Origin of the sequence: Pseudoxanthomonas fibrivorans (genome assembly GCF_041464125.1) — a bacterium.
In the GTDB taxonomy this organism is placed as follows: domain Bacteria; phylum Pseudomonadota; class Gammaproteobacteria; order Xanthomonadales; family Xanthomonadaceae; genus Pseudoxanthomonas.
Genome location: NZ_JBGNUG010000001.1, coordinates 869,692 through 895,971 on the forward strand (window position 1 = coordinate 869,692; position 26,280 = coordinate 895,971).

Sequence of the window (26,280 nt, forward strand, 5' to 3'; positions counted from 1 at the left end):
GCCATGGACGCCAAGCAGCCGATCATCATCCGCCGGGTCAAGAAGGTCGCCGGCGGCCACCACGGTGGCGCCTGGAAGGTCGCCTACGCCGACTTCGTCACCGCGATGATGGCCTTCTTCCTGGTGATGTGGCTGGTCGGCATCGCCAGCAAGGAACAGAAGGCGGCGGTGTCGGAATACTTCAAGAACCCCAGCGCGGTGGAAGGCACCGCGGCGATCCCGGGCACCAGTTCGCTCGGCCCGGGCGGCGCGTCGGACAAGCTGATCCCGACCGCCAACGCCCTGTCGATGCCCGGCGGCGTCGGGCCCAAGGTCGGCGAGCCCGGCGAGGCCACCCGCAGCCGCGTGCCGAGCGATGCCGAGGCCGACGCGCGCGCGGCGGCGGCCGCCGAGGACCACCGCCAGCTGGACGAGCTGCGCCGGGACCTCGAGGCGGCGATCGAGAAGAGCCAGGCGCTGGCGCCGTTCAAGGACCAGCTGCTGATCGACCTGACCCCCGAAGGCCTGCGCGTGCAGATCGTCGACCGCCTGAACCGGCCGATGTTCGACCTCGGCAGCGCCAGCATGAAGGACTACACGGCCGAGGTGATGCACGAGCTGGGCAAGCTGCTCGCCGGCACGCCGCACCGGATCGCGCTGGCCGGCCATACCGACGAGACCCCGTTCCACGCGCCGATGGGCTACGGCAACTGGGAGCTGTCCAGCGACCGCGCCAACGCCGCCCGCCGGGCCCTGCTGGAGGGGGGGCTGGACGAGGCGCGCGTCGCCCGGGTGGTCGGGCTGGCCTCTTCGGTACCGTTCGACCGCAACGACCCGCGTGCCCCCGTCAACCGGCGGATCAGCATCGTGGTGCTGAACCGCGCCTCCGACGGCGCACCGGTGGCCGCCGCCCCGCCCGCTCCCCCGGGCCCTGCCGCGGCTGCGGTCGCCGGCGCACAGGCGTTCCCGGACACCCCCGTCGCCGCCCGCGCCGGCGGCCTGCAATAGGCATACACTCCGCCCCAGACGTGGCATGTCCGGGAGGTTGCCATGCTGACCAGCTGGACCCTGGTGGCGGCGCTGGCATTGGCGCCGGCCCCGCAGGAGGCGACGGCGACCGCGCCCGTCCCCACGGCGCAAGAGGTCATGGCGGTGCCCGAGGCGCTGCGCACGGAGGTGCGTGAGCGCGTGCGGTCCCCGGGCAGCACCCGGGGCGAGCAGCTGGAGCGACTGGCGACCTACGTGTTCGACGAAGGCGGGCTGGTGCTGCAGTACGACAACGAAACCACGCGCACGGTCGCCGAGGTCTATCGCGACCGCAAGGCCAACTGCCTCTCCTTCACCCTGCTGTTCGTCGCCCTGGCGCGCGAGGTCGGGCTGGAGGCCCAGGTCCAGGAAGTCGGCGAGGTGCTCGCCTGGTACCAGGACGAAGGCGTCATCTACAGCGCCAACCACGTCAACGTCGGCGTGCGCACGGCCGTGCAATGGCAGGTCGTGGACGTGGACAGCAACATCATCGCGGCCCGGAACCGGCCCAGCGGCATCGACGACCATCGCGCGATGGCGCACTTCTACAACAACCGCGGTGCCGAAGCGATGGCCGCCGGTGACCTCGATGCGGCACAGGCGCTGCTGGCCGCCTCCCTTTCGGAGGCACCGGGATTCGTCCCGGCGTGGAACAACCTCGGCGTGCTGAAGATGCGCCTGGACGATGCCGGCGGCGCCGAGGAAGCCTACCTGACCGCGTTGCGCCGCCAGCGCAACCACGCGCCGACGATGATGAACCTGGTCACGCTGTACCGGCGCACCGGCGACGAACGCATGGTGCGCAGCTTCCAGCGGCGGCTGGACAACGTGCAGCGTTCCGATCCGTTCCACCAGTTCATGCTGGCGCTGGAATGCGAGAACAACGGCGACTACGATTGCGCCATCGGCCGCTACAAGCGGGCGATCCGGCTGCAGGGCGACGAGCACCAGTTCCATTTCGGGCTGGCGCGGGTCTATTTCCTCTCGGGGAACCTCGAGCTGGCCCAGCGCGAACTCGGCCGCGCCCACACCCTGGGCGACACCGACCACGTTCGCGCGATCTACCGGAAAAAACTCGATGGCCTGCGCCGCTGGCGGGAACAGGCGTCGAGCCAGTTCGACCCCTGAGACCGAGGCGTGATGGAAACCGTCGAATTCGAGCTGGAAGGCGAGCACGTCGAGCTGAACCAGTTGCTCAAGCTGGTCGGCCTGTGCGACAGCGGGGGCGCGGGCAAGGCGCTGGTGGCCGAGGGCCGCGTCCGGGTCGATGGCGCGGTGGAACTGCGCAAGACCTGCAAGATCCGGGCCGGCCAGCGGGTCCAGTTCGAGGGGGGCGCGACGATCCGGGTGCTACCCCCGGCGTAACCCCGGCGGCGCGGGGTATCATGCGGCCAGGGTCGTTGCGCGACGAGGGGACGCCGCATGCCGACCGGGGCTTCCCTGGGACACCATACCGACCGTCGAACCGCGACCTCCGGGTTGTCCGCGGTCGCGCCCGAGCGTCTGGCCCGCATGCCTCGCCAGGTCTATCCGCTGCGCGTGCTCGGGATGGGCCTGGGCGGCGTGGCGCTGGCGGCGGTGCTCCACGAGAACGACGCCGGTGCTTCCAGCTGGGCGTGGCTGGCCTTCACCGCCCTGCTCTGGCCCCAGCTGGCGCTGTGGCTGGCGTTGCGCAGCCGCCATCCGCACCGGGCCGAGGTGCGCAACCTGCTGTTCGATTCGGCGCTGGCGGGTCTGTGGGTGCCGCTGATGCACTTCAACCTGCTGCCCAGCGTCCTGCTGCTGACCCTGGCGACGGTGGACAAGATCAGCACCGGCGTGCCGCGGCTGTGGCTGCAGTCGCTGCCGCTCATGCTGGCGGGCATGGTGCTGGGGAGCGTGGTGGCCGGGCTGGCGTTCCAGCCGGTCACCAGCATGCCGGTGATCCTCGCCTGCCTGCCGATGCTGCTGATCCATACGATCGCCGTGAGCCTGGCGGCCAACCGGCTGATCACGCGCATCCGCGAGCAGAACCGCGAACTGGACCAGTTGCACCGCATCGACGCGCTCACCGGGCTCGCCGGGCGGCGCCACTGGCAGCAGCGCGCCGAGGCCGCGCTCCGCGCGCATCGCGAGACCGGCGCGCCGGCGATGCTGCTGATGGTCGACGTCGACCACTTCAAGCACATCAACGACCAGTACGGCCATGCATCGGGCGACGACGTGCTGCGGCTGGTCGCCGGCATCCTGCGCCGCCACCTCGGCGAGAACGACGATGCGGGGCGCCTCGGGGGTGACGAGTTCGCCGTCGTCCTGGCCGGTGCAGGCCGCGACCGGGGACTGGACGTGGCCGAAAGCATGCGCCGCGACGTCGAGGCCGCCGCGCCTTCCCTGCCCCACCTGCCGGGCCTGCGCTGCTCGATCAGCATCGGCGTGGCCGAAGCCAGTTCCGCCTACGCGTCGCTGCGGCCGTGGCTGGAAGCCGCCGATACCGCGCTGTACGGCGCCAAGCATGCGGGCCGCAACCGCGTCGGGTTCGGCCTGGCGCCCGAGGGCGCGGAATCGCCCTTGCCCGGCATCTCCTAGAATGGAACCGGTGGCCGCGCCCTCCGCGCGGCGGGAGCCGGATCGATGAGGGAGCGTCTGCCCGCCTGGGTGCAGGACTGGCTGCAAACGGTATTGCCGATCGGCGAAGTGCTGCTGGTGCTGCTCGCCGCGTGGCTGCTGCAGCGGCTGGTCCGGGCGCTGGTGCGCCGGCTCGTCGCGCACCGGGGCCTGCCGCCGGAGATGGCGACGGTGCTGCGGCGGGTATCGGCCACGCTGATCGCCTGCGCCACGCTGCTGCTGGTGCTCGAGCGGCTGGGCGTGTCCGGAACGGTGCTGTGGACCGCCTTCACCGGCTTCGCCGCGGTCGGTGCGGTGGCGTTCTTCGCCGCCTGGAGCGTGCTGTCCAACATCTTCTGCACGGTGCTGATCTTCAGCACCCGGCCGTTCCGCCTGCACGACCACATCGAGATGCTGGAGAACGGCGAGAAGCCGGGGCTGAAAGGGCGGGTGGTCGACATCAACCTGATCTACACCACCCTGCAGGAGGTGGCCGGCGACGCCACCGACGAGGGCAGCGTGCTGCAGGTCCCCAACAGCCTGTTCTTCCAGCGCACCGTGCGCCGCTGGCGCGGGCACGCGGTGCCGCAGCGCTGGCTGTCGCAGCCGGTGCGCGAAGCCGCCTCGCAGGACGCCCGCTGATCCGCCTCAGCGCAGCTGGCTGTCCTTGCTGCCGCGGCGGTTGTAGCCGCTGAAGGCGTTCTCCTCGTCGTGCAGTTCCTGGCAGGCCACGCACAGGCGCACGCCGGGCACGGCCTTGCGCCGCGCCGCGGGAATCGGCGCGTCGCATTCCTCGCAGCGCTCCAGGCCCGGTCCGCTGGGCAACTGCCGGCGGGCGCGCTCCACCGCGTCCTTCACCGTCGCATCGATCTGGTCGTTGACCGCGTTGTCGCCTGCCCAGCCGGTCGCCATGTCGTCCTCCTCGTGTACCGCGACGCCAGCGTGCGCGCCTGCCGGTGAACCATGGCCAAGCGGCTGGCGTGCCAGTTGACCCGCCTTCCGGTGCCGCCGGCGCCGGCGCCTGCAGCACCAGGGCCACCCTCGCGATGAACGCTACCGGCTGGCCCTGCCCCGCGGCGTGAATCCGGTCCCCGGTGATCCACGTGCATTCCCCTGCTTGAACGGGGGCGCCTCGACCGCGATCCTGTGCCGCCCGCCAGTCGAGCCTCCATGCACCCCGGACGCCGCCACCTCGTCGCGACCCTCGCCCTGTCCCCGCTCGTGTGCATGGCCGCGCCGCATCCAGGCGCGCGCCCGCGCACGCCGGCCGGCTTCACCGCCACGACCACCGCCGAAGAGGCCACCGCCGGGCTGGACCTGCGCGGGCGCACGGTGCTCGTCACCGGCTGCAACTCGGGCATCGGCCTGGAAACCCTGCGCGTGCTCGCCCTGCGCGGCGCCCACGTGATCGGCACCGCGCGCTCGCCCGACAAGGGCCGCGCCGCGTGCGCCGGCGTCCGCGGACGCGCCACGCCGGTGGTCCTGGACCTGGCCGATTTTGCCTCGGTCCGCGCCTGCGCCTCGCAGGTCCGCGCGATCGCGCCGCGGCTGGACGCGCTGGTCTGCAACGCCGGCATCGTCCTCGACGACTGGGAACGCGTGGGCGGGCTGGAGAAGCAGTTCGTAGTCAACCACCTCGGCCACCACCTGCTGGTGGAGGAACTGCTGGCACCGGTGATCGCGGCCCGTGGCCGCGTGGTGGTGCTCGGCAGCGGCGACCACCGCAACGCCCCGCCGGGCGGCATCCAGTTCGGGCGCCTGTCCGGCGAGGGCTGGCATGCGCGCGGCTATGCCCATTCCAAGCTCGCCAACGGCCTGTTTTCGCTCGAGCTCGCCCGGCGCCTGCGCGGCAGCGGGGCGACCAGCAATTGCGTCACCCCGGGGCACACCCGCACCGCGATCCTGCGCCACGTCGGCAACGGCTACCGCGAGGACGCACGCACCCCGGCGCAGGGCGCGGCGACGCCGTGCTACGCGGCGGTGCATCCGGCGATGGCCGGCGTCAGCGGCGCCTACCTGCGCGACTTCGAGCCGGCGGAACAGAGTCCGCTGCAGCAGGATCCGGCCATGGCGGCGCGCCTGTGGCAGGTATCGCGCGGACTGGTGGCGGCGCGCTGAACGCCAGCCCAGCCGGTCAGCCGTTCGCGCCGCCCGGCGTGCGCGCGTGCCAGGCCTTGAGCACCTCCGCCTCGCGTTCGCGGGTGATCCCGGCGCGCAGCTTGGCCTGGCGTTCGGCGGGCAGGCTGGCGAACCACTGCAGCGTGTCGGCAATGGTCGTCTCCAGCGGCCGGAAGGTGAGGCCGGCGTCCAGCGCGCGCGCGTGGCTGACCTGTCCGTAGCCGGCGTACGGCCCTTCGCCGCGCGGCACCCAGATCGGCAGGTCGACCTTCTGCTGTTCCAGGAAGGCGGGGTCGACGTGGGTGAACGTCGCGTCGCTGCCGCTGACCTTCCTGGAGGCCTGGAGCATGGCGTCCATCAGCAGCGGTTCGCGCGGACCGACCGCGTTGAAGGTGCCGAAGGTCCCGGCCTCGGCCAGGCGGATCATCCATTCGCCCAGGTCGCGGCCGTCGATCACCTGGATCGGGTCGCGGCCATCGCCCGGCACCAGCACGTCCCCGCCCTGCGCGACGCGGTGCGGCCAGTAGGTGAAGCGGTCGGTCTCGTCGCGCGGGCCGACGATGTAGCCGGGACGGATCACCGTCACCCGCTCGCCGAACTGGGCGCGGGCCTCGGCTTCGCTGAGCGCCTTGAGCGGGCCGTACAGGTTTTCCACGTCGGCCATCAGCGTCTGCTGGGTTTCGGCCATCGCGTCGGCGCCCTTGTAGGCGGCCACAGCGGCGTCCTCGGTGATGCCCGGACGGCTGCCGTCGGCATAGACCGAGATCGTCGAGATGAACAGGTAGTGGCCGACATTGCCCTTCAGGACCTGCCCCGCGTCGCGGACCCAGAACGGCAGGCTGGTGGGGTTGTCGATGCACACGTCCCACTGCCGGCCCTTCAATCCGGACAGGTCGCCGCTGTTGCGGTCGCCATGCAGCTGCTCGACCCCGCCCGGCCATTCCGGCGAGGGCCGCTTGCCGCGGTTGAACAGGGTCACCTTGTGGCCGCGGGCGAGCGCGTAGTTGACCTGGAACGGGCCGGTGAAGCCGGTGCCGCCGAGGATCAGGATGCGCAGCGGCCGCGCCGCCCGTGCCACCGGCGTGGCCGGGGCGGCCAGCGCCAATCCCGGCAGTGCGGCGCCCGCCGCCGCCAGGGCGCCCAACCTCATCAGTTCACGACGTGTGGTGCGCATGCATCCCTCTCCTGGTCGATGCGGATGCCGGTATGGTGCGGCCATCCTCCGCGGGCAGCGGGATTGATAGCATCCACCGTCGCGCCATGCCCATGACGGAAGTCGGGGGCCTGACCGGCATGGAGGAACGGCGGCGCCGGTGATCGGGCGTTGACGGAGGCTCCGGCACGCTGTTCGCCCTCCCTTTCCCCACCTCATCGGAATGCCACATGGAACCGACCGTCCACGCGTTCTCCGACCTGTTCGCCCAGCTGGGCCTGGCCAACGACCCGGGCAGCATCCGCGGCTTCATCGCCACCCATGCGCCGCTGCGCGACGACATCCGCCTCGAGGAGGCCCCGTTCTGGTCGCCGGCTCAGGCGCAGCTGCTGCGCGAGGAACGGATCGACGATGCCGACTGGGCGATCGTGGTCGACCAGCTGAACCTGGCCCTGCGCGGCCGCGGCTGACGCCGCTCAGGCCTTGCGCAGGAAGATCGTCTTCAGGACCAGGCCCTTGATCTTGTCGGAGTGGCCTTCGATGTGCTCCGGGTCGTCCTCGACCAGGCGGATGTTGCGGATCACGGTGCCCTGCTTGAGCGGGATCGACGACCCTTTCACCTTCAGGTCCTTGATCACCACCACCGTATCGCCCGCCGCCAGCACGTTGCCGTTGCTGTCGCGCACCACCGGGGCCGGGGCCACCGCCTCGTCCGTGCCCCACTCATGGCCGCAGTCGGGGCAGATCCAGAGCGCGCCATCGGCGTAGGTGTTGTCGAGCCCGCATTGCGGGCAGTTCGGCGGGGATGGCACGGCGGAACCTGTCGCGTTCGGGGCCTGGCAGTTTAACCGCTGCTGCCGGATCGCACGTGCCGCGGAATTACTGCGGCTCGCCCGGTGGCGGCATCGAAGCCGGCCGTGCGCAACCGTTCACCGGCGCGGCACCGTCGATCACCAGCACCGCGCCGAACGGGAACATCGCCCCGGACATGCTGTCCTGGCACGGGGTCGCGACCACCCTGAGCTCCACCACGCCGCTGGCGTCGCTGGCACGCACGGTGCGCGTGTCGCCGTCGATGGTGCTGTCGACCACGTCGAGCCGGCGCTGGTGCTCGATGCCGCGCAGGCCCACGGCCGCGCCGTCGATCGTCGCCTGCCAGAACGGTTCGTTGGTCGACACGATGAGGTCGCCGGCCAGCGGCGCGTCGGCGGGCGCGGCAGGCGGAGCCGCGGCGGGCGCCGGCGGCGGCGCGGCTTCGCCGGTGGACGACGCAGGCGCGGGCGCGGGCTCTCCCGCACCGCAGGCGGACAACTGGAGGCTGACCAGGGTCGCCAGGCCCAGGCCGGCGAAGATCGACGGAACGCGCATGGGTGACTCCCGTTGGCGGCTGGCCGCCATCATGCACCCTGGCGGGCCCGCCGGGGCAGCGGCTCAGAGCTGCGACTCGACCGGCAGGATCCGGGTCAGCCAGGCCAGCGTGCGTTGCGACGCCGTCGCCTCGGGTTCCCGGGTCCAGGTCTGCGTTCCATCGCTCCAGCGCAGGTCGCCGTCGGCGAGTCCCACCCGCCAGGCATGGTCACCATCGCTCTGCCGCTCGAACAGGGTCGCCAGCTCGGCCGCCAGCGCGGCATGCTCGACCAGCACGCCCTGCTCGCAGTTCAGCGAGGTCGAGCGCGGGTCCAGGTTGTAGGAACCGACGAAGATCCCATCCCCGTCGATCACCATCGCCTTGGTGTGCAGGCTCGAACCGGAGGAGCCCGCGAGGCTGAACCTGGCCGGTCCGCCGCTGGGTTTGAGTTCCCACAGCTTCACCCCGCCTTCGACGAGGGCGCGGCGATAGCGGCTGTAGCCGCCATGGACGGCGGCCACGTCGTTGGCCGCCAGCGAGTTGGTCAGCACGCGGACGTCGACCTGGCGCGCGGACGCGCCGACCAGCTCGGCGGTGCCGCGCTCGCCGGGCACGAAATAGGGCGAGATCACCAGCAGCCGGCCGGTGGCTGCGCCGATCTCCGGCAACAGGGCGCCGACCACCTCCGAACGCTGCTCCATCGGCAGCCGCGCCTTCAGCGGATCGTCGCTGACGAAGCGCCAGCGGCCGCTCCAGTGCAGCTGTCCGCCGCCCTCGATCAGCGACTGCACGCGCGGGTCCTCGCGCAGGACCCGGGCGTAGGCGCTGGCGGCCACTTCGCCCGGCACGGCATCCAGCAGCGTGCGCAGCCTGGCCAGGTTGCCGTCGGTGACCGCCTCCGGCGACAGCTGGGCGATGGGATGGTTCGAGGGCGAGTTCCAGAAACGGTCGAAGTTGGACGCCACCGCGTCGACCACCGGGCCGGCCATCAGCACGTCGAGGTCGACGAAATTGGGGCCTTCGCTGGCGCCGAAGTATTCGTTGCCGAGGTTGCGGCCGCCGACCAGCGCCATGCGGCCGTCGGCGATCCAGCTCTTGTTGTGCATGCGGTGGTTGAGCCGCTTGAAGCCGGTGCTGAACTCGCCGGCCATGGCCAGCTTGCCGGAACGGCTGGCCATGGGGTTGTAGAGGCGGACCTCGATCAGCGGATGGGCGTCCAGCGCGGCCAGGCCGGTGTTCTTGGCGCGGGCGTCGAGGTCGTCGGCGAGGATGCGCACGCGCACGCCGCGGTCGGCCGCCAGCAGCGCCTGCCGCGCGAGCAGCTTGCCGGTCAGGTCCGCATGCCAGATGTAGGTCTGGATATCGAGGCTGCGGCTGGCGGCCTGCGCGCTGAACGCGCGCAGCGCGTAAGCCTCGGTGCCATCGCTGACGAGCCGGAAGCCGGACAGGCCTGGATGGGCCGCCAGTGCCGGCACGAGGCGTTCGGCGATGCGGCCCTCGGTGGCCGGGGGCAGCGACGCCTGTGGCGGAGTGTCGGCCCGCGGCGGAAGCTGCGCGCAGGCGCCGAGCATGACCAGCGCGCCGAGCAGCGCCAGCCCGCGGCACCGGCGAAGGCACGCCGTTGCGCGGCGGTGGAGCGGACCAGCACTGGAAGCGGACATCCCCTGCCCCTGCTCCGGCAGGTTCCGTCGGAACCGGGCGGCCGGATGCCCGATCCTCACCGAAGCGCGTCGTGGGCTTCAAGCGCCCAGGCGCAGGATCCGGTAGGTATAAAGGCCTAGCCCCGTCAGCAGCAGCGATCCGCCCAGGTGCAGGACGACCCCGAGCACCGCGGTGCCGTACTGCTGCCGGGTCAGGTGCTGGACGATTTCCGCCGAGAAGGTGGAGAAGGTGGTCAGCCCGCCAAGCAGGCCGGTGACCAGGAACAGCCGCCACTCCGGGGCGATGCCCGGGCGGTGGGTGATCCAGCCCAGCGCGATGCCCACCACGTAGGCGCCGACCAGATTGGCCATGAGCGTGCCCAGCGGCACCGCGCTGCGCGAGGGATTCAGCCACGCCGACAGGCCCCAGCGCAGCCACGCGCCCAGCGCGGCGCCGGCCCCGACCGCGACGAACGAACGCAGCATGTCCATGCCTCCGCCTCCTCAGCCGCGCGCCTTGCGCGCCTGGTCGCGTGCCGCACGCAGGCGGTCGAGCTTGTCCTTCAGCTTGATCTCCAGCCCCCGGTCCACCGGCTCGTAATAGATGCGCTCGCCCATCGCATCGGGAAAGCCCGTCTGGCCCAGCGCGATCCCGCCTTCGCTGTCGTGGTCGTACTGGTAGCCCTTCGCGTAGCCGAGCTGCTTCATCAGCCTGGTCGGCGCGTTGCGCAGGTGCAGCGGGACCTCGGCGGTGCCGTACTGGCGGACATCCGCGCGAGCGCTGTTCCAGGCGTTGTACCCGGCATTGGACTTGGCCGTGCTCGCCAGGTAGATCGCGACCTGGGCCAGGGCCAGGTCGCCTTCCGGGCTGCCCAGGCGTTCGTACGTGTCCCACGCATCGACCGACATCTGCAGGGCGCGCGGATCGGCCAGGCCGACGTCCTCGACCGCCATCCGGGTCAGGCGCCGGGCCAGGTAGGCCGGGTCGCAGCCGCCGTCGAGCATCCGCGCCAGCCAGTACACGGCCGCATCCGGGTTGGAGCTGCGCACGGACTTGTGCAGCGCCGAGATCTGGTCGTAGAACTGCTCGCCGCCCTTGTCGAACCGGCGCGTGCGGTCGGCCAGCACCTGCAGCAGGGTCTGCTCGGTGATGCGGCCCCCTTCGTCGGCGGCGAGCTCCGCGGCGATCTCCAGCAGGGTCAGCGCACGCCTCACGTCGCCGTCGGCGGCGCCGGCGATCTCGCGCAGCAGGGCCTCCCCGACCTCGATGCCCTGCCCGCCCAGGCCACGTTCCGCATCCTCCAGGGCCCGGTGCAGCGCGGCGGTGATGTCGTCCACCGAGACCGCTTCCATCACATGCACGCGGCAGCGCGACAGCAGCGCCGAGTTCAGTTCGAACGACGGGTTTTCGGTGGTGGCGCCGACAAAAACAATGCTGCCGCGTTCGATGTGCGGCAGGAACGCGTCCTGCTGGGCCTTGTTGAACCGGTGCACCTCGTCCACGAACAGCACCGTGCGGCGCCCTTCGGCGAAGCGCTGCGCGGCCTCGCCCAGGACCAGGCGAACCTCGGGCAGGCCGGACAGCACCGCCGAGATCGCCCGGAAGTCGGCATCGGCGTACTGGGCCAGCAGCAGCGCCAGCGTGGTCTTGCCGCAGCCCGGCGGGCCCCAGAGCACCATCGAATGCACCCGTCCGGCCTCGACGGCACGCCTCAGTGCCGAGCCGGGCGCGAGCAGGCGCCGCTGGCCGACCATCTCGTCGAGCGTGCGCGGCCGCATGCGCTCGGCCAGCGGGCGCATCGCTTCCTGGCGGCCCGGATCGGCAAGCAGGCCTTCGTCGTCGGGATTGCCGGTGGTCCGGCGCGTGCGGCTCATGGCGCCATCCTAGCGCCAGTCACCGCAAGGTACGCGTCACAGGGGCCGGTGGTGGCCGCCAGTGCGGCCATCACTGGCCGACGACGTCGACGTCCTTGCCCGGCGCGAACTTGAAGGTGCCCGCGGCGAACGCCGGATTGCGCTTCCAGCCGTCGAAGCGGATCTCGGTCTTCTGCCCGACCAGGTCGAGCACCTGCATCCGCGCCAGCCCCTGCGGGCCGAAGCCCAGGCGCGCCATCTGGAAGTTGGCTTCGGCATCGACCTTGGGCGTGAGGGTCAGCCACTGCAGCCCGTCGCTGGCGGCCGCTTCCTCGCTCACGTCGAACTGCCGGTCCAGGCGCGCGGGATCGAACAGCGCGACCAGCGGGCTGTTGCGTTCTTCCTCGCCCTGCGGACGCACGGTCGCCTGCTGCAGGTCCGGCTCGTAGACCCACACCTTCTGCCCGTCGGCGACGATCAGCTGGGCGAAGGGCTTCACGTATTCCCAGCGGAACTGGCGCGGCGCGGCGACGGCGACCTTGCCGCTGCTGCTCTCCTTGGCCCGCCCGTTGGCGTCGAACACCTGCTGGTTGAACTGCCCTTCGAGGCCCTTCAGGCCGGTGGTGAAGCGGGCGAGTTCGTCGCGCGCGCCCGCGAAGGCGGAACCGGCGAACAGGCACAGGCCCAGCACGGCGATTTGGACGGGACGGCAATTGGGGCGCATGGGGTTTCCGGCAGATCCGTTGGCTGGGCGCAGTGTGCCGCGACGAAGCTGAACAGGGAATCGCGCCGCTCAGGAAGGGGGTTCCGGGGCGAACGCGTCCACTATGCCGGCGAGCCGGTCCTGCATCTGCCGCCAGCGATCCAGGTCCGCCGGCATGTGGTGGAAGCGGATGCGCCACCGCCCGCGTACGAAACTGTGTCCGCACTGGTAACGGTCCGATTCGAAACAGCGGATCGCGGTCGTGACGCGCCCGGCCCCGTCGCGCGCGGTGAGGACGCGCCAGCGCCCTCCCCGCTCGTCCTCGACCAGGAGCTGCTCCAGCCCGGCGCGCTGCCCGCGTTCGATGACGGTGTGGCGTCCGTCGCCTTCGATCGAGTCGAACAGGACCTGCGGGCCGTCGCGGGCGGGGTGCGCGGAGACGAAGTTGCACAGGCGGTCCACGCACCATTCGCGCGCCGGCGCGAAATCCGGCGCCCGCGCGGCAAACATCAGTCCCGGGGAAGCGCTCGGCCAGACCAGGCTGGCCCGGTAACCGCGGGGAATCGAGTAACGGGCGCCGGCGAACCAGAACTCGCGCCTCTCCGGCACGGGCTCCGGCGCGCCGCGGTGCAGGTAGTCCCGCATCGGGGTGCAGGCCACCGGGTGTTGCGGCCACCCGTAGGAGCCGTCGACGAAGCGGCGCTTCCAGTACGACCAGTGCCAGGTCCGCGCCTGGGGCAGGTCACCGACGACCAGCACGGCATGGTGGTAGGCCCCGCGCCCGCGCATCCACACTCCGAGCGTGTCGACGAAGCCGCGTACCGGCCGGTAGCCCGCCGGATCGTCGAGCCCGCTGCCACGCGGGGCCACCTGCAGGCACCAGGGCTGGTCGCCGGCGAGTTCCACCGCTTCGGACCTGAGGCGGAAAGACACGTGGACGCCATAAACCAGCATGGCGAAGGCCAGCGCGATCCCGACGCCCGCCGCCACCCGGCGCATCGCGGGCGCCGGTCAGTCGCGCGGCGGCGGCGGCGCCAGCACGCTGCGGTCGCCGTTGTGTTCGGGCGGGCTGACCACCCCGGCCGCTTCCATCGCCTCGATCAGCCGTGCGGCGCGGTTGTAGCCGATCTTGAGCCGGCGCTGCACCCCGGAAATGGACGCGCGGCGGGTCTCGGTGACGATGCGCACGGCTTCGTCGTACAGCGGATCGGACTCGTCGCCGCCACTGCCGCCGGACTCGGGCAGGCCGGTGGCGCCGACCACCACGCCGTCGCCCATGGTCTGCAGCTCGTCCAGCACGCCCTCGATGTAGTCGGCGCGGCCGCTGGCCTTCAGGTGCTCGACGACGCGGTGCACCTCGTCGTCGCTGACGAAGGCGCCATGGATGCGCTCGGGCATCGCCGTGCCCGGGGGCAGGTACAGCATGTCGCCGTGGCCGAGCAGGGTTTCGGCGCCGGACTGGTCCAGGATCGTGCGCGAGTCGATCTTGCTCGACACCTGGAAGGCGATGCGGGTCGGGATGTTGGCCTTGATCAGGCCGGTGATGACGTCCACCGACGGGCGCTGGGTGGCCAGGATCAGGTGGATGCCGGCGGCGCGCGCCTTCTGCGCCAGGCGCGCGATCAGCTCCTCGACCTTCTTGCCGACGATCATCATCATGTCGGCGAATTCGTCGATGAAGATGACGATGAAAGGCAGCGGCTCCAGCGGGCGTGGCGCTTCGCCCAGTTCCGGGTTCGGCTTGAACAGCGGGTCCATCAGCGGCTGGCCGGCGTCCTGCGCGTCCTTGACCTTCTTGTTGAAGCCGGCCAGGTTGCGCACGCCCACCGCGCTCATCAGCTTGTAGCGGCGCTCCATCTCCGCCACGCACCAGCGGAGCCCGTTCGCGGCCTCCTTCATGTCGGTCACGACCGGCGCCAGCAAATGCGGAATGTCCTGGTAGACGCTCAGCTCGAGCATCTTCGGATCGATCATCAGCATCCGGAGGTCTTTCGGGCTGGCCTTGTACAGCAGGCTCAGGACCATGGCGTTGACCGCCACCGACTTGCCCGAGCCGGTGGTGCCGGCGACCAGCAGGTGCGGCATGCGCGCCAGGTCGGCCACCGTCGGCCGGCCGGCGATGTCCTTGCCCAGCGCCAGGGTCAGCGGGCTGGCGGACTTGTCGTATTCCTTCGAGCGCAGCAGCTCGGACAGGAAGATCATCTCGCGGCTGGTGTTGGGGATCTCCAGGCCGATCACCGACTTGCCAGGGATCACGTCGACCACGCGCACCGACTTCACCGACAGGCCGCGGGCGATGTCCTTGTCCAGCGAGCTGATCTGGCTGACCTTCACCCCCGGCGCCGGTTCCATCTCGAAGCGGGTGATCACCGGGCCCGGATAGGCGCCGACCACCTGCGCGTCGATGCGGAAGTCCTTGAGCTTGAACTCGATCTGCCGCGACAGGGTTTCCAGGGTCTCCTCGGAATAGCCCTTGGTCTGCGGCTTGGGGTCGTCGAGCAGGGCCAGCGGCGGCAGGCCGTCGGCGGTGCCGCCAGTGCCCTGGAACAGCGGGATCTGGGTCTCGCGCTTGGCCCGCTCGCTCTTTTCCACCACCGGCGCGGCGGGCGGCTCGATGCGCACCGGTTCGCGGCGGGCCTGCTTGACCGCGTCGGTCTTGCGGACCTCTTCGCGCTCCTCGCGCAGGTCGCGGGTGCGCTTCCACTCCTCGGCCTGCTGGGTCTTGCGCCGCAGCAGGTCCGGCAGGGCCAGCACGCCCGACCCGATCTTCTCCATCACCCAGAACCAGGACAGGCCGGTGGCCAGCGTGACCGAGACCAGCAGCAGCACGACCAGGAACATGTTGGCGCCGAGCACGCCGAACCCATTCCCCAGCGAATGGCCGACCAGCCGCCCGATCACCCCGCCCGCCTGCGCAGGGTCACCGCCACCACCCATGCCGATCAGCCGCACGTGCAGCAGCCCGGTCAGCGAGATCAGGAAGGCGACGATGCCGACCAGCCGCAGCGCCGGTCCGAGTTCGTCCTCCTCGCCCAGGCCGAACAGCGCGATCCAGGCCACCGCGCCGAGGATCACCGGCAGCACGAACGCCGCGTAGCCGAACAGCTGGATGAGCACGTCGGCGATCCAGGCGCCGGCGAGGCCGCCGAGGTTGCGCACCTCGCCGGTCACGCTACCGCTGTTGGACCAGCCTGGATCGTCCGGCGAGTAGCTGGCCAGGCAGGCCAGCAGGTACAGCAGCAGTGGCGCGATGACGATCAGCGCGAGGTCGCGCCACAGGCGCTGGCGCCGGGGGCTCGCTGCTCCGGCGTCCGCGCGCGCGCCCGTGCCACGGCTGGACTTGCTGCGTTCCGTCAATGCCTTGGCCACGTCGGCTGGTTGATCCGTGTCTGGAAGCGAGGGTCTTGAAGCGCTCGCAGAATGCGATGTTAGGCCTTGATCTTAAACGCTTCTGTGCGGCATTGCCTAGCGGTGTACACGGCCCCTGCCGAAGCCGGCCGCAGGGGTCGCGCGCGGCGTGCTCGCCTTGATTCGCCCCGGTGCGACCGCCACTCTATGCGCTGACTTCCCTGCCCCGCCACGGATCGAATGACCGCCACCAAGCACTCGCGCCTGCTCATCCTCGGTTCCGGCCCCGCCGGCTGGACCGCCGCCGTCTATGCCGCGCGCGCCAACCTCAAGCCGGTCGTGATCACCGGCCTGCAGCAGGGCGGCCAGCTGATGACCACCACGGAAGTGGACAACTGGCCGGGCGATGCCCACGGCCTCATGGGCCCGGACCTGATGGCGAGGATGCAGGCGCACGCCGAGCGCTTCGACACCGAGGTGATCTTCGACCACATCCACACGGCGGACCTGTCGAAGAAGCCGTTCACCCTGTCGGGCGACAACGCGACCTACACCTGCGACGCCCTGGTCATCGCGACCGGTGCGACCGCCAAGTACCTGGGCATCGAGTCGGAGGAAAAGTTCAAGGGTCGCGGCGTATCGGCCTGCGCGACCTGCGACGGCTTCTTCTACCGCGATCAGGACGTGGTCGTGGTCGGCGGCGGCAATACCGCCGTCGAGGAGGCGCTGTACCTGTCCAACATCGCCCGCAAGGTCTACCTCGTGCACCGCCGCGACACCCTGCGCGCGGAGAAGATCATGCAGGACAAGCTGTTCGCGAAGATCGAGGCCGGCCGGATCGAACCGGTATGGCACCACACCGTCGACGAGGTGCTCGGCGACGACGCCGGCGTCACCGGCGTGCGGGTGAAGTCGGTGATCGACGGCAGCACCCGCGACCTCGCCGCACACGGCTTCTTCGTCGCCATCGGCCACCACCCCAACACCGGCCTGTTCGAAGGCCAGCTGGCGATGGACAACGGCTACCTGGAAATCCGCTCCGGGTTGGGCGGCAACGCGACGCAGACCTCGGTCGAGGGCGTGTTCGCCGCCGGCGACGTCGCCGACCAGCACTACCGCCAGGCGATCACCTCGGCCGGTTTCGGCTGCATGGCCGCGCTGGATGCCGAGCGCTACCTCGACAAGGGCGCCTGATGCGTCGCCGCCGTCCCGTGCCGGCACGGCGGCCGACTGACACCCGGATGCGCCGCGCCGGTCCGCACGGGCGGCCATGACCCTGCGTGTTCGCGAACTGGCGGCGCTGGGAGACGTCGAACCGGCACGCTGGGATGCGCTGCACGACGGTCGCAACCCGTTCCTGCACCACGCGTTCCTCGAAGGCCTTGAACGGCATGGCTGCCTGCGCGCGGAATGGGGCTGGAGCCCGCGCCACCTCACCCTCTGGGATGGCGATGCGCTGGTCGCCGCGGCACCGGGCTACCTCAAGACCAACTCGCATGGCGAATTCGTGTTCGACCACGCCTGGGCGCAGGCCTATGCCCGGCATGGGCTGGACTACTTCCCCAAGTGGCTGTTCGCCGTGCCCTATTCGCCGGTGACCGGTCCCCGCCTGCTGGCCCGCGACGACGCCGGGCGGCGGGCGCTGCTGGCGGCCATGGTCGCGCGTCTGGGCGAGCAGGACCTGTCCTCGGCCCACGTCAATTTCCATACCGACGCCGAGGACGCCCTGTTCGACGGCGAATGGCTGGCGCGGATCGATGTCCAGTACCACTGGCACAACCGCGATGGCTGGGCGGACTTCGACGGATTCCTGGCGGCCATGGACCACAAGCACCGCAAGAACATCCGCCAGGAACGGGCCCGGGTGCGACGGAGCGGAATCGGCTTCCGCCGCGTCCATGGCGACGAGGCCTCCGAGGCCGACCTCGACGCGATCCACCGCTTCTATGTCCAGACCTTCCGGGAGTACGGCAACGCCCCGGCCCTGACCCGGGATTTCATCGGATACATTGCGCGAGAAATTCCTCGCAACTTATTGATAATACTTGCAATGAACGACGATCAGCCCGTGGCCGGTGCGCTGTGCCTGCGGGGTGCGGACACGCTGTACGGCCGCTACTGGGGCAGTGACACGCAGCTGCCAGGCCTGCACTTCGAGACCTGCTACTACCAGGGCATCGACTACTGCCTGGAACAGGGCCTTGCCCGGTTCGAGCCCGGCGCGCAGGGCGAGCACAAGCTGGCGCGCGGCTTCCTGCCGGCCATCGTCCACAGCCGCCACCGCATCGCCGATCCCCGTTTCCAGGAGGCCCTGCACGACTGGTGTGCGGACGAGGCGCGCGCGGTGCAACGCTACGCGGCGAACTTGGCCAGGCATTCGCCATTCCGCGCGCCCTCCTGAACACCCGGCCGCCCCTCCGCCCCCTCGATGGCCCACCGTCCTTACCTGCTGCCCGACGATCCGCATGCCCCGTTCCCGCCGGGCGCCGAGGCACTGCGCGAGCCGGAGGGCCTGCTCGCGATCGGCGGCGACCTCTCGCCCACCCGACTGCTGGCGGCGTACCGCGCCGGCATCTTCCCCTGGTATTCGGCTGGCCAGCCGATCCTGTGGTGGTGCCCTGACCCGCGCATGGTCTTCCGGACCGACGCGGTGCGCCTGTCCTCCCGCCTGCTGCGCGATCTGCGGCACCGCGGCTGGCATGCGCGCGCCGATACCGCGTTCGATGCGGTGGTGCAGGCCTGCGCCACGATCCCGCGGCCCGGCCAGGAAGGGACGTGGATCACCCCGCAGATGCGGCAGGCCTATTCGCGCCTGCACCGGCTGGGCCATGCCCACTCGGTGGAAGTGTTTGAAGGAGATGTGCTGGTCGGTGGCATCTATGGTGTGGCGATCGGCCGCATGTTCTTCGGCGAGAGCATGTTCAGTGCCCGCTCCGGGGGCTCCAAGGCGGCGCTCGCGATGCTCGCCCGGCACCTGCACCGGCTGGGCTGGCCGCTGCTGGACGCCCAGGTGGAGAACCCGCACCTGTACTCGCTGGGGGGCGAAGCCTGGCCGCGCCCCCGTTTCCTGGAGGCGGTCGCCGCGCTGGCAGCGCAACCCGGCGATAACGGCAGCTGGACGGCGGCTTTCGGGGCCCCGGAGGTTGCCGCATTGGCCGCCCCGCTCGCCCGTTAACACATTTTTTGCCTTTGCGGCCAGCCTCGCGTAAAATGCCCGGCTTTCCGCCCGCCCGCGCCTATCTGGAACCGCATGTCGAAAGACGACTCCATCGAGTTCGAAGGCACCGTCATCGAGACGCTGCCCAACACCACGTTCCGGGTACGCCTGGAGAACGGGCACGAGATCATCGCCCACATCTCCGGCCGCATGCGCAAGAACTACATCCGCATCCTCACCGGCGACAAGGTGAAGGTCGAGATGACGCCCTACGATCTGACGAAGGGCCGGATCACCTATCGCATGAAGTGATCCGTGCGGGGCGACGGTGTCGCCCGCCGACACGAGAAGGCGGCCACGGGCCGCCTTTTTTGTTTTTGGGGCGACTGGACGCTCCGCCTTACCCGACGCGGATGAACGCGGTATTACCAGCGGGCCCTGCATGACCTTGGTCATTGTCACCATAGGCAGATTCCCGCTCGAAGGGGGGCGCATAGCCTGTGCACGGTCCAATCCGGACCGGACCCCGAACCCCCGATCGCCATGAACATCACGAAGCGCATCTGTCTTGCCGCCCTGATTGCTGGCACCGCCTTTGCCGCCAACGCGGCCGATACCACCGCCCTCACCGATTGCGTCGACCTCTCCGCCAACCAGGAAATCGTCCGTGGCGGCGGCGCACAGAGCATGCTGCTGCGCGACGGTGACTCCCACTACCGCGTCGGGTTCCGCGGCGACTGCAGCTCGCTGTCGACCGCCTCGTCCATCGAGATCGACACCGACGGCACCACCAACCGGCTGTGCCCGAAGGGCACCCGGGTCAAGACCAACCGCTCGACGTGCAGCGTCGGCAAGGTCGAGTCCATCGACGCCGAGCAGTTCGCCACGCTGAAGAAGCGCGCCACGCGCTGATCCCCGGCGCAGGACCGCCGCCTCCCGTCTACTCGTCGTGGCGGGCGGCGGCGGTCCTGCCATTGCCCTGGCGCCGCGGGGCTCCGCGGCGTTCTGCTGTCCACGGGCCGCCGCCGGAAGTCACGGGGACTTCCGCACCAATGACCAGCGTCACTGTCACCACCGGCAGATTTGCAGGATCCGCACCGGTCCTAGCCTGAGCACGGTCCAATCCGGACCGGAGCCGGGCAGCCCGCCATGGATACCAAGCACGCGATCTCCGCGATCCTTCTCGCCGGCGCAGCTTCCATCGCCCAAGCAAAGGACCCCGGGCCGCCCATCGGCGAATGCGTGGACCTGGGCCCGGACCGCGATGTGCTGCGCACCGGCAACATGTCGGCGCTCACGTTGCGCGATGGCACCCGCTATTACCTGATCGAACTGCGCGACGCGTGCAATTCGCTGCGCTCGGTGGATGCGGTTTCGATCCGGGCCCGCGGCGTCGACGGACGGATATGTCCTACCGGCACCCGCGTCCAGACCGGCCAGGACATCTGCCTGGTCAAGCGGATCCGCGAGCTTCCGTCGCAACCGGTGGCGGAGGCCGCGCCCGGCGCGCGCTAGCCGGGCAGTCGTGCCCGGGCAGCGCGGCGCGCCTCAGACGGTCACCGGCAACAGGCGCTCGGGCTCGGACTGGCTTTCGACCACCAGGTCGCCATCGCGCACGTCGATGTTCACCCGGCCGCCATCGACCAGCTTGCCGAACAGCAGCTCGTCGGCGAGCGGACGCTTGATCTTCTCCTGGATCACCCGCGCCATCGGCCGCGCGCCCATCAGCGGGTCGAAGCCGTGCTGGGCCAGCCACTCGCGCGCATTCGGCGATGCCGAGAGCGCCACGTGCTTCTCGTTGAGCTGCATCTCCAGCTCGATGATGAACTTGTCCACCACCCGCAGGATATGGTCGAAGCCCAGCGGCTGGAATTGCACGATCGCGTCGAGGCGGTTGCGGAACTCCGGGCTGAAGCTGCGCCGGATCACTTCCATCGCATCGGTGGAATGGTCCTGGCGGGTGAAACCGATCGAACGCCGCGAGGCCTGCGCCGCGCCGGCGTTGGTCGTCATCACCACCACCACGTTCTTGAAGTTCGCTTCGCGCCCGTTGGTGTCGGTCAGCACGCCGCGGTCCATGACCTGCAGCAGGATGTTGAAGATGTCCGGGTGCGCCTTCTCGACCTCGTCCAGCAGCAGCACGCAGTGCGGCGTCTTGACGATCTTCTCGGTCAGCAGGCCGCCCTGGTCGAAGCCGACGTAGCCGGGAGGCGCGCCGATCAGGCGCGACACCGAGTGCGGCTCCATGTACTCGGACATGTCGAAGCGGACCAGCTCGATGCCCAGCTGCAGCGCGAGCTGCTTGGTCACCTCGGTCTTGCCCACGCCGGTCGGGCCGGCGAACAGGAAGTTGCCGATCGGCTTGTCCGGGTTGCCCAGGCCGCTGCGCGCCAGCTTGATCGCCGAGGCGAGCGTCTCGATCGCCGGGTCCTGGCCGAAGATCACCATCTTCAGGTTGCGCTCCAGGTGCTGGAGCACGTCCTTGTCGGTGGCGCTGACCTGCTTGGCCGGGATCCGCGCCATCTTGGCGACGATGGTCTCGATCTCCTCGACGTCGATCAGCTCCTTGCGCGTTTCCAGCGGCAGCAGCCGCTGGCGCGCGCCGGCCTCGTCGATCACGTCGATCGCCTTGTCCGGCAGCAGCCGGTCGGCGATGTGCTTGACCGACAGGTCCACCGCCGCCTGGATCGCGTCGTCGGCGTAGGTCACGCCATGGTGGGCCTCGTAGCGGGGCTTCAGGCCCTGCAGGATCTCGTAGGCCTCGCCCACGGTCGGCTCGACGATGTCGATCTTCTGGAAGCGCCGCGCCAGTGCACGGTCCTTCTCGAAGATGCCGCGGTACTCCTGGAAGGTGGTCGACCCGATGCAGCGCAGCTCGCCGGACGCCAGGGCCGGCTTGATCAGGTTCGACGCGTCCATGGTCCCGCCCGACGCCGAGCCGGCGCCGATGATGGTGTGGATCTCGTCGATGAACAGGATCGCGCCCGGGATCTTCTTGATCGCCGACAGCACGCCCTTCAGGCGCTTCTCGAAATCGCCGCGGTACTTCGTGCCGGCCACCAGCGCGCCGAGGTCCAGCGCGTAGATCACCGCGTCGGACAGCACGTCGGGCACCTCGCCTTCCACGATCCGCTTGGCCAGGCCCTCGGCGATCGCGGTCTTGCCCACGCCGGCCTCGCCGACGTACAGGGGATTGTTCTTCCGCCGGCGGCACAGCACCTGGATGGTGCGCTCGATCTCGTCCGCACGGCCGACCAGCGGGTCGATCTTGCCGTTGCGCGCCTGCTCGTTGAGGTTGGTCGCATATTCGGCCAGGGCGTCGGTCTTGCCCTCGCCGTCGCCCGCCTCGGCCTTGCCCTCGCCGTCACCCGGCGCCGGCGCGCTGCCGCCGTCCTGCTCGTCGCCGAGCTTGGCAATGCCGTGCGAGAGGTAATTGACCACGTCCAGGCGGGTCACGTCCTGCTGGGTGAGGAAGTAGACGGCGTGCGAGTCCTTCTCGCCGAAGATGGCGACCAGCACGTTGGCGCCGGTGACCTCCTTCTTGCCGGAGGACTGCACGTGGTAGACCGCGCGCTGCAGCACGCGCTGGAAGCCGAGCGTGGGCTGGGTGTCGCGGCCGTCGTCCTCGGCCAGGCGCGAGACCGAGGCCTCGATGGCCTGGTCGAGCTCGCCGCGCAGGCGGTTGGAATCGGCGCCACAGGCCCTGAGCACGGCCTGGGCGGAGGGGTTGTCGAGCAGCGCCAGCAGCAGGTGCTCGACCGTCATGAATTCATGGCGTGCTTCGCGGGCGCGCTTGTAGCACTGGCCGATGGTCTGTTCGAGGTCTTTGCTGAACATGGCGGACTCCGGGGATTGCCAACAATATGCGGCCTGTTGCCCGGAATTCCACAACCCCCGCGGATCGCTGCGTTCAGCCAGCGTCCTGCCCGGCGACCGGCCGGGGCCCCGGGGCCCCGGTCGCGTCCGTCAGGCCTTTTCCATCGTGCACAGGAGCGGGTGCTGGTTCATCCGGGAGAACTCGTTCACCTGGGCCACCTTGGATTCGGCCACCTCGCGCGTGAAGACCCCGCACACGCCGCGCCCGCGCGTGTGGACATGGAGCATGACCTGGGTGGCGCGTTCCAGGTCCAGGGCGAAAAACTGCTGCAGCACGGCTACCACGAAGTCCATCGGGGTGTAGTCGTCGTTGAGCAGGACCACCTGGTACATCGGCGGGGGGGCGACCTCCGGCTTGGCCGGGTCGACCAGGGTGCCGTGTTCGTGTTCGTGTTCGTGTCGGGGGACGTGGGGCATGCGCCGATTATACGGGCAGCGCCAATGGACTCGATCGCGGCCGCTGCCGGACAATGTCGTCCGTTGCCGTCCTTTCGCGCCGCCCCACGCACGCCTACTCCGGGAGTCCCATGTTCGCCATCCGCAGCATTGCCGTCCTTTTGCTGGTTCTCGCCGCCCGGCCGGTCATGGCCGCGCCCGCGCCAGCCGCCGCCAAGCCCAAGGCCGATCCGGCGGTCGCCGTGCTGCTCGACCAGCTCGGCTACCGCTACGAGATCGACGAGGACGGCGACTACAAGATGACCATGTCGGTGGACGACGACCGGCGCACGCAGCTGGTGTTCGTGCGCTCGCCGGTGGAGAGCTACGGCCGGTACCGGGTCCGCGAGATCTGGTCGCCGGCCTACCGCTCGCCCACGGCCGCATTCCCGGGGCCGGTGGCCAACCGGCTGCTCGAGGCCTCCCACGACCTCAAGCTCGGCGCCTGGGTCAAGCAAGGCGGGCACGCGCTGATGGTGGTCAAGATCGACGCCGATGCCGACGCCGAAGCGCTGGAAGACGCCATCACCGCGGCGGTGACCAGTGCCGACGAGATGGAGAAGGAACTGGCCGGTGACCCGGGCAGCGACGAACTCTGACGTGGCAGGCGCCCTGCCCGGCCGGGACTGGCGCGTGGACGTGACGGTGGCCAGCGTGGTCGCGCGCGAAGGCCTGCTGCTCATGGTCGAAGAGCGGATCGACGACCGGCTGGTGCTCAACCAGCCCGCCGGCCACCTCGAGCCCGGGGAGAGCCTGGCCGAAGCGGCGGTGCGCGAAACCCTCGAGGAGACTGGCTGGGAGATCGGCCTGGACGCGTTCGTCGGCGCGTACCAGTGGACCGCTCCGGGTGGCCAGCACTACCTGCGTTTCGCCTTCGCGGGGACGGCGCGGGTCCACCACCCTGCCCGCCGGCTGGACGAGGGCATCGAGCGGGCGCTGTGGCTTCCGCCCGGCGAGTTGCAGGCCCAGGCCGCGCGGCACCGCAGCCCGCTGGTATGGCGGGTGGCCGCGGACTGGCTGGCGGGCCGGCGCCAGCCGTTGCACCTGGTGCAGTCGCTGTGAGCGCCGCCACCGGCAGGGGCACGGCATGAGTACGCCCCGGACCGTCGTCGGCGTGTCGGGGGGCGTCGATTCGTCGGTCGCGGCCCTGCTCCTGGCCCGCACGGACGAACCGCTGGCCGGGCTGTTCATGCAGAACTGGGACGACGACGGCAGCGGCGAGTGCCGCGCCGAGGAGGATCGCCGCGACGCGGTCGCGGTGTGCGGCCGCCTGGGCATCCCGTTCCACTTCCGCGATTTCGCCAAGGAATACTGGGGCGGCGTGTTCGAGCATTTCCTGGCCGAGTACGCGGCCGGGCGCACCCCCAACCCGGACGTGCTGTGCAACCGGGAAGTGAAGTTCAAGCACTTCCTCGATGCGGCGCGCGAACTGGGCGCCGAACGCATCGCCACCGGCCACTACGCGCAGGTCGTCCGCGAGCGGGGCCGCTGGCGCCTGCTGCGCGGCGCCGACCGCGACAAGGACCAGAGCTATTTCCTGCACCAGCTCGGCCAGGGCCAGCTGGCCGCCACGCTGTTCCCGATCGGCCACCTGCCCAAGGCGCAGGTGCGGCAGCTCGCCCGCGAGGCCGCCCTGCCCACCCATGCCAAGAAGGACTCGACCGGCATCTGCTTCATCGGCGAACGCGACTTCCGCGAGTTCCTGGGGCGCTACCTGCCGGCGCAACCGGGCGAAATCCGTGATCCCCAGGGAATCCGGGTCGGCACCCATCCGGGGGTGTTCTATTTCACCCTCGGCCAGCGCGAGGGCCTGAACATCGGTGGCGTGCGCGGCCGCGCGGCCGCGCCCGCCCCCCCGGGTCAGGCCCGCGCGCGGGCCTGACCCGGGGGGGCGGGCGCGGCCGCGCGGCCGCGCCCGCCCCCCCGGGTCAGGCCCGCGCGCGGGCCTGACCCGGGGGGGCGTGCGCGGCCGCGCGGCCGCGCCCTGGTACGTGGTCGGCAAGGACGTGGCCGCCAACATCCTGTACGTGGACCAGGATCGCGACAGCCCGTGGCTGCTCTCGCATGCGCTGCGGACCGAGGCGATGCACTGGATCGAGGGCGCTCCGCCCGCCGCCGCATTCGACTGCACCGCCCAGGTGCGCTACCGGCAGCAGGAGGAGCCCTGCCACGTGCAGGTCAACGACGACGGCACCGTCGCGGTGCGCTTCGTCCGCGCGCAGCGCGCCGCCACGCCCGGCCAGTCGCTGGTGCTGTACGACGGCCCCGCGTGCATCGGCGGCGCGGTGATCGCCGGCACCGATGCACCCTCGCCCGCGGCATGACGCGGCAGGCCACGGCCGCCCGCGCGCGCCGCACGGGTAGAATGGCGGCATGAGCCATTCCTACGACGACCGCGTACTGGCCCTCGCCGGCCTCGCGCAATCCCTGCAGCAGGTACGGCGGATCGCCGAGAGCGGCCAGAGCCACACCGCCGCCGCACAACCGGTCCTCGACAGCGTGTTCCGGATCGATGCCGACAGCCCCGGACAGGTGTACGGAGGCTCGCGGATGCTGGCACCGGGGCTGCGCGCGCTGGCCGACTACCTCACCAACCGCGGCGAGGACCCGCTGCTGCCGCGGCTGGCGCTGGCCACGCTGCAGCTGGAGCGCCGTTTTTCCGGCGAACCCGGCACGCTGGCCGCCGTCGGCAACGGCATCGCCGCGATCGCGCCGCGGGCCGAGGCGCACGGCAGCATTCATCCCGACGTGCTGTCCGCGCTGGGCGGGCTGTACGCCGACACCATCAGCCACCTGCGGCCGCGGATCATGGTCCAGGGCAATCCGCACTACCTCGGCCAGGCCGGGGTGGTCTCGGAGATCCGCGCCCTGCTGCTGGCTGCGGTGCGTTCGGCGATGCTCTGGCGGCAGCTGGGCGGCAGCCAGTGGCAGTTCCTGCTCGCGCGCCGGGCGATGGCCGAAGCGGTCCAGCGGCACCTGGGATGAAAGCTGAACCGGTCGGCCGCGTGCCGTCCGGTCCTAAAGCACCCGGGGCAGCGGCCGATACTGCGAACGTGGTTC

The 26,280-nt window shown here is 70.6% G+C and carries 28 protein-coding genes and 2 pseudogenes; 18 read left to right on the forward strand and 12 right to left on the reverse strand.

The genetic code is table 11. The annotated features are described in order from the left end of the window. Positions 1-3 precede the first annotated feature (3 nt). The 5 genes from motB (at position 4) to ACA089_RS04125 (ending at position 4,230) form a co-directional block, all read left to right on the forward strand. Entirely contained in the window at positions 4-987 is a 984-nt protein-coding gene (gene motB / locus ACA089_RS04105; RefSeq protein ID WP_372013620.1) for a flagellar motor protein MotB, read from the forward strand. A gap of 42 nt (positions 988-1,029) precedes the next feature. Beyond that, positions 1,030-2,133 carry a tetratricopeptide repeat protein gene (locus tag ACA089_RS04110; RefSeq protein WP_372013622.1) on the forward strand — a complete coding sequence of 368 codons (1,104 nt, stop codon included), beginning with the start codon at positions 1,030-1,032 and terminating at the stop codon, positions 2,131-2,133. Between the two features lie 12 nt (positions 2,134-2,145). Next, the gene (locus tag ACA089_RS04115; protein ID WP_372013624.1) at positions 2,146-2,370 is read left to right on the forward strand and encodes an RNA-binding S4 domain-containing protein; all 225 of its coding nucleotides are present in this window, start codon (positions 2,146-2,148) and stop codon (positions 2,368-2,370) included. Positions 2,371-2,517: 147 nt separating this feature from the next. Further along, the gene (locus ACA089_RS04120) at positions 2,518-3,570 is read left to right on the forward strand and encodes a sensor domain-containing diguanylate cyclase (RefSeq protein WP_372013626.1); all 1,053 of its coding nucleotides are present in this window, start codon (positions 2,518-2,520) and stop codon (positions 3,568-3,570) included. A 45-nt stretch (positions 3,571-3,615) separates the two neighbouring features. Next, positions 3,616-4,230 carry a mechanosensitive ion channel domain-containing protein gene (locus ACA089_RS04125; protein ID WP_372013628.1) on the forward strand — a complete coding sequence of 205 codons (615 nt, stop codon included), beginning with the start codon at positions 3,616-3,618 and terminating at the stop codon, positions 4,228-4,230. Positions 4,231-4,236: 6 nt separating this feature from the next. Here ACA089_RS04125 and ACA089_RS04130 read toward each other — a convergent pair whose 3' ends face one another. Beyond that, positions 4,237-4,500: a DksA/TraR family C4-type zinc finger protein gene (locus tag ACA089_RS04130; protein WP_372013630.1), complete on the reverse strand. Its 264-nt coding sequence runs from the start codon at positions 4,498-4,500 to the stop codon at positions 4,237-4,239. A gap of 258 nt (positions 4,501-4,758) precedes the next feature. Here ACA089_RS04130 and ACA089_RS04135 point away from each other — a divergent pair, with 258 nt between their 5' ends. Beyond that, positions 4,759-5,706 carry an SDR family NAD(P)-dependent oxidoreductase gene (locus tag ACA089_RS04135; protein ID WP_372013632.1) on the forward strand — a complete coding sequence of 316 codons (948 nt, stop codon included), beginning with the start codon at positions 4,759-4,761 and terminating at the stop codon, positions 5,704-5,706. A 16-nt stretch (positions 5,707-5,722) separates the two neighbouring features. Here ACA089_RS04135 and ACA089_RS04140 read toward each other — a convergent pair whose 3' ends face one another. Next, entirely contained in the window at positions 5,723-6,880 is a 1,158-nt protein-coding gene (locus ACA089_RS04140) for an SDR family oxidoreductase (protein ID WP_372013634.1), read from the reverse strand. Positions 6,881-7,089: 209 nt separating this feature from the next. On the opposite strand from ACA089_RS04140, the gene ACA089_RS04145 reads away from it, so the two are divergent. Further along, the gene (locus tag ACA089_RS04145) at positions 7,090-7,329 is read left to right on the forward strand and encodes a DUF2789 domain-containing protein (RefSeq protein WP_372013636.1); all 240 of its coding nucleotides are present in this window, start codon (positions 7,090-7,092) and stop codon (positions 7,327-7,329) included. Positions 7,330-7,335: 6 nt separating this feature from the next. Here ACA089_RS04145 and ACA089_RS04150 read toward each other — a convergent pair whose 3' ends face one another. The 8 genes from ACA089_RS04150 to ACA089_RS04185 all read right to left on the reverse strand — a co-directional run bounded on the left by ACA089_RS04150 (position 7,336) and on the right by ACA089_RS04185 (position 15,773). Further along, a complete protein-coding gene (locus tag ACA089_RS04150; protein WP_372013638.1) occupies positions 7,336-7,671 on the reverse strand; it encodes a zinc ribbon domain-containing protein YjdM in 336 nt (111 codons plus the stop codon). 67 nt (positions 7,672-7,738) lie between these two features. After that, the gene (locus tag ACA089_RS04155) at positions 7,739-8,227 is read right to left on the reverse strand and encodes a hypothetical protein (protein WP_372013640.1); all 489 of its coding nucleotides are present in this window, start codon (positions 8,225-8,227) and stop codon (positions 7,739-7,741) included. 63 nt (positions 8,228-8,290) lie between these two features. Then, complete coding sequence (locus ACA089_RS04160) at positions 8,291-9,868, reverse strand: phospholipase D family protein (protein ID WP_372013642.1); 1,578 nt, start codon at positions 9,866-9,868, stop codon at positions 8,291-8,293. Positions 9,869-9,946: 78 nt separating this feature from the next. Then, positions 9,947-10,339 (reverse strand): fluoride efflux transporter CrcB, encoded by a 393-nt coding sequence (crcB, locus tag ACA089_RS04165; RefSeq protein ID WP_372013644.1) that lies wholly within the window; start codon positions 10,337-10,339, stop codon positions 9,947-9,949. A gap of 12 nt (positions 10,340-10,351) precedes the next feature. Next, positions 10,352-11,722, reverse strand: a complete 1,371-nt coding sequence (locus ACA089_RS04170; RefSeq protein ID WP_459077389.1) for a replication-associated recombination protein A — start codon at positions 11,720-11,722, stop codon at positions 10,352-10,354. A 70-nt stretch (positions 11,723-11,792) separates the two neighbouring features. Further along, entirely contained in the window at positions 11,793-12,425 is a 633-nt protein-coding gene (gene lolA / locus ACA089_RS04175) for an outer membrane lipoprotein chaperone LolA (protein WP_372013646.1), read from the reverse strand. 69 nt (positions 12,426-12,494) lie between these two features. Next, entirely contained in the window at positions 12,495-13,403 is a 909-nt protein-coding gene (locus ACA089_RS04180; RefSeq protein WP_372013647.1) for a hypothetical protein, read from the reverse strand. A gap of 12 nt (positions 13,404-13,415) precedes the next feature. Then, entirely contained in the window at positions 13,416-15,773 is a 2,358-nt protein-coding gene (locus ACA089_RS04185; RefSeq protein ID WP_372013649.1) for a DNA translocase FtsK, read from the reverse strand. A 219-nt stretch (positions 15,774-15,992) separates the two neighbouring features. On the opposite strand from ACA089_RS04185, the gene trxB reads away from it, so the two are divergent. The 6 genes from trxB (at position 15,993) to ACA089_RS04215 (ending at position 20,424) form a co-directional block, all read left to right on the forward strand. Then, positions 15,993-16,946, forward strand: a complete 954-nt coding sequence (gene trxB, locus ACA089_RS04190) for a thioredoxin-disulfide reductase (RefSeq protein WP_372013651.1) — start codon at positions 15,993-15,995, stop codon at positions 16,944-16,946. A 76-nt stretch (positions 16,947-17,022) separates the two neighbouring features. After that, positions 17,023-18,153 carry a GNAT family N-acetyltransferase gene (locus ACA089_RS04195; protein WP_372013653.1) on the forward strand — a complete coding sequence of 377 codons (1,131 nt, stop codon included), beginning with the start codon at positions 17,023-17,025 and terminating at the stop codon, positions 18,151-18,153. 27 nt (positions 18,154-18,180) lie between these two features. Beyond that, the gene (aat, locus tag ACA089_RS04200) at positions 18,181-18,927 is read left to right on the forward strand and encodes a leucyl/phenylalanyl-tRNA--protein transferase (protein WP_372013655.1); all 747 of its coding nucleotides are present in this window, start codon (positions 18,181-18,183) and stop codon (positions 18,925-18,927) included. A 75-nt stretch (positions 18,928-19,002) separates the two neighbouring features. Next, positions 19,003-19,221 carry a translation initiation factor IF-1 gene (gene infA, locus ACA089_RS04205; RefSeq protein WP_052633646.1) on the forward strand — a complete coding sequence of 73 codons (219 nt, stop codon included), beginning with the start codon at positions 19,003-19,005 and terminating at the stop codon, positions 19,219-19,221. A 231-nt stretch (positions 19,222-19,452) separates the two neighbouring features. Next, positions 19,453-19,821, forward strand: coding sequence for a hypothetical protein (locus ACA089_RS04210; protein ID WP_372013658.1), 369 nt, complete (start codon positions 19,453-19,455; stop codon positions 19,819-19,821). A gap of 237 nt (positions 19,822-20,058) precedes the next feature. Continuing rightward, positions 20,059-20,424, forward strand: a complete 366-nt coding sequence (locus tag ACA089_RS04215; RefSeq protein WP_372013659.1) for a hypothetical protein — start codon at positions 20,059-20,061, stop codon at positions 20,422-20,424. A gap of 33 nt (positions 20,425-20,457) precedes the next feature. Here ACA089_RS04215 and clpA read toward each other — a convergent pair whose 3' ends face one another. Then, positions 20,458-22,746, reverse strand: a complete 2,289-nt coding sequence (gene clpA, locus ACA089_RS04220) for an ATP-dependent Clp protease ATP-binding subunit ClpA (RefSeq protein WP_372013661.1) — start codon at positions 22,744-22,746, stop codon at positions 20,458-20,460. A 129-nt stretch (positions 22,747-22,875) separates the two neighbouring features. Then, on the reverse strand, positions 22,876-23,202 hold the full coding sequence (gene clpS, locus ACA089_RS04225; protein ID WP_372013663.1) for an ATP-dependent Clp protease adapter ClpS: 327 nt from the start codon (positions 23,200-23,202) through the stop codon (positions 22,876-22,878). Positions 23,203-23,312: 110 nt separating this feature from the next. Here clpS and ACA089_RS04230 point away from each other — a divergent pair, with 110 nt between their 5' ends. From ACA089_RS04230 to hflD, 5 genes and pseudogenes are all read left to right on the forward strand, one after another. Continuing rightward, positions 23,313-23,819 carry a hypothetical protein gene (locus ACA089_RS04230; protein WP_372013664.1) on the forward strand — a complete coding sequence of 169 codons (507 nt, stop codon included), beginning with the start codon at positions 23,313-23,315 and terminating at the stop codon, positions 23,817-23,819. A 1-nt stretch (position 23,820) separates the two neighbouring features. After that, positions 23,821-24,282 (forward strand): NUDIX hydrolase, encoded by a 462-nt coding sequence (locus ACA089_RS04235; protein WP_372013666.1) that lies wholly within the window; start codon positions 23,821-23,823, stop codon positions 24,280-24,282. A gap of 25 nt (positions 24,283-24,307) precedes the next feature. Further along, positions 24,308-25,057: pseudogene (mnmA, locus tag ACA089_RS04240) on the forward strand (tRNA 2-thiouridine(34) synthase MnmA); the annotation flags it as partial. Between the two features lie 133 nt (positions 25,058-25,190). After that, positions 25,191-25,544: pseudogene (locus ACA089_RS04245) on the forward strand (aminomethyltransferase beta-barrel domain-containing protein); the annotation flags it as partial. Positions 25,545-25,593: 49 nt separating this feature from the next. Continuing rightward, entirely contained in the window at positions 25,594-26,205 is a 612-nt protein-coding gene (hflD, locus tag ACA089_RS04250; RefSeq protein ID WP_372013668.1) for a high frequency lysogenization protein HflD, read from the forward strand. The last annotated feature ends 75 nt before the right edge of the window (positions 26,206-26,280 follow it).